At 28.5% G+C, this 2,935-nt stretch carries 3 protein-coding genes; all 3 read right to left on the reverse strand.

The features are described from left to right. Nucleotides 1–101: 101 nt before the first annotated feature. The 3 genes from ACIQ56_RS16295 to cmk all read right to left on the reverse strand — a co-directional run bounded on the left by ACIQ56_RS16295 (nt 102) and on the right by cmk (nt 2,654). Nucleotides 102–944, reverse strand: coding sequence for a S8/S53 family peptidase (locus tag ACIQ56_RS16295; protein ID WP_397602094.1), 843 nt, complete (start codon nt 942–944; stop codon nt 102–104). 285 nt (nt 945–1,229) lie between these two features. Next, nucleotides 1,230–1,673, reverse strand: a complete 444-nt coding sequence (locus ACIQ56_RS16300) for a hypothetical protein (protein ID WP_397602095.1) — start codon at nt 1,671–1,673, stop codon at nt 1,230–1,232. 309 nt (nt 1,674–1,982) lie between these two features. Beyond that, nucleotides 1,983–2,654 (reverse strand): (d)CMP kinase, encoded by a 672-nt coding sequence (gene cmk, locus ACIQ56_RS16305; RefSeq protein WP_397602096.1) that lies wholly within the window; start codon nt 2,652–2,654, stop codon nt 1,983–1,985. Between the last annotated feature and the right edge of the window lie 281 nt (nt 2,655–2,935).

Raw genomic sequence — 2,935 nt, forward strand, 5'->3', positions numbered from 1 at the left:
AAGAGAATATTGACTTTTAACTGATTTCTTCTTTAACATTGGACAACCCTTCTATATGAACGCCTAAGTTCATAGCATATTGTCCACCAAAAGGAATCACTTTAACTAGCACTTGCGTCTGAAATACAACTTTTCATGATTGCAATAACGCCAGATACAATTGCTGCGGATTCAGATGTACCATTTGCAATTTTTACTTCATGATCATCTGTTAAAAATGGAATACTATAACCAGGAGCCCCAATATCTACCCGTCCTTTTCCGTAACGAGATCCCGTACCTCTTTGAGTAATAAAAAGCTCAGGTAATTTATTTTCAAAAGAAACCGCGGCAACACGAATTACAGGATCATTTAATTTATTTTTTTTATTTCTTGGGTTGTAAGCTGCAGGCCAATATTGTTTATCAGGTTGCGTTGTTCTGATATCTCTTTGATCATTTCCAACAGCAGCAATGATTAAAACTTTATTTTTATCTCCCACTTTATTTAAGAGATCATTCCACTCATTCGCATTTTTAGTTCCTACATCAGCTCCCGAAATATTTATAATAAATTCATTTTCTGAAAAAATAGCTTCACTTGCTGCCTCTAATATGGATAAAGGATATCCTCCATTAGGCATTGCTATTCGGTTGATAATTTTTACGTTTGGAAATATGCCAATATAAGATTCTTCTCTGCCTCTAAATTTTTTTGATCCAATGATAGATGCCATGGCAGTTCCATGTAAATGAAAAGGATCATCTTTATCTTTAGATTTTTGATAATTTAAAATAAAATACTCTTTATTTATGACATTAAGTTCTTTTAAGTTCGCAATTTCAGAATCGATAACAGTAACTGTAATATTTTCATTTTTTATTTGAAATGAATCTGGAAAATTTATATATTTAAAATAATCAGGTTTATATTCGAAATAACTGAATGCTTGATTTGAAAGCAATGTTAAGAAAAATACAATTTTATTTAAGAGTTCATTTTTTTTAACATATTAACCCTTTCAAAATTTAAATAAAAACTCTAAAAAAAATTTAGAGTTCATTTTTTAAATATATTTAATTAATTTTTAATTGTAAATGTACAATAACAATAAAATATTGTGGTTTATTTATTATAATAGTATATTAATTGATACGGTTGATTTTAATAAGGATATTTTAAAATAAATTTAGTGATAATGGATTTGCTTTTTTGTCTGGAATCTTTTTTATCTTATAATATTAAATTATTATTTTTTATAATTTAAGTAACGGCAATATGCATTAGCAAATCCATGATTTGAATCTCTTAATTTAAACTCAACATTTTCTGTGTAGTTAAAATGCTCAGAAGCAGTCATTCCCCAAAAATTGATAGTATCATTTTTGTCATTTAATTTTTTAAAGTAAACATCAGTACTTACTCCAGGTAAAATATAGATACTTACGCATACATCTTGCCCTTCGGATAATGGAACTTTTACAGATTGTCCAACGAATTTAAAAGATGAACAACCTGAATCTGTACAAACACTAGCCATAAAAGCAGTTCCTGCAACAAAATTAACCGTAACATCTCCATTTTTAATGGCACTTTCATTTGTATTTGAGTTTTCATTTGAAAATGCTAATAAAGATGTGGTAATTAAATTGATAAAAATTGCTAATTTTGCAAATATTGATACTAGTTTCATAGTTTTGTAAATCCTTAAAGAAAAAGTTATTATAAATAAAAGCAGCGTTGATTTATGTAATTTAAATTTAATTATTTGTAAATGAATATTTTAAAAATTTAATATATAAAATATATATTAAATTAAAGAATAAATAATGTAAATAAACAAAAAATATTAAGATTAAATAAAAACATCTGTATAATTGAATGGATATTAATAAACAAAAAATGAAAAAAATATATTTAAATTATGAATATAAAGTTATGTTAATATTGATTTATTGGATGTGTGTTTTTAATTATTGCTGATTTTTTTAATTTTATAAAATTATTTAACGCGTTTTAGTTTATGAAATATATCAGCAATATTGATTTTGTATTTTGGATTTTGAACAGCCTCAAGCGGAATTTGGAGATTTTCTGCAATAATTTCTTGAATCCGAGCTAAATGTAGGTTTTTTCTTTCTAATTGGCTTTTCTTAGCCCATTTAGCGGCAGCTACAATAAGGCTTGAAACCTGGTCTGCAGTAAGTTTTTCGGTATTAATTGTAATATCAAAATCGCTATGATCTTCAATATCTAGGCCATAAAGACGGAGATATCTTTTTCTATTTTGTTCATCACGTTTTAAAGTTTTATACAAAACTTGTTCATATGAGGATTCTTTTTCGGTTTCACGACGATTTATTCTAGAGGCGCGGGCTTCTAGAGGGGCTTGTAACCAGATACGAAGTTCGGCATCCATTAACCAAGCAGCCAACCTTGTCCCTATGACAATATTTTCGTTAGAAACCGCGTTTCTTATTAAAGTAAGATCAGTTAAATAGTCATAAATTAGATTTGTAGATGCTTCTTTGTGCAATTCCTCAAAATTAACAGAAAGATCTCGCGCTAAATCGCGGAAAGTGTAGTTTACTATTTTTAACTGTAGGGCTTTCCCTACATTTGTTGTTGCTGTTGAGTTTCCGCAGCCACTATGTCCTGATATTGCAATTCTCATGAGTGTCTCCAATTTAAACGAGTCATTTTTATCCTTAATTGCATTTGATAGTTGATTCAATGCTTCTATCAGATTACTTTGTCAATTTGTTCTATTTGAAGGCTTTGAAAGGATTTTTCTAATATGGCAACAGAATTTTCTCGTGAAACCGTTAAACGTATTGCTGAATTAGGTAGATTATATCTTACCGAAGAAGAGATTTCTACTTACCAAGCAGAGCTTGCTAAAATTTTAGAAGCATTTAATACTCTTGCGCAACTTCCTCTACCAGAAGATTTTGC

Source organism: Silvanigrella sp., from assembly GCF_044369315.1.
Lineage (GTDB): Bacteria > Bdellovibrionota_B > Oligoflexia > Silvanigrellales > Silvanigrellaceae > Silvanigrella.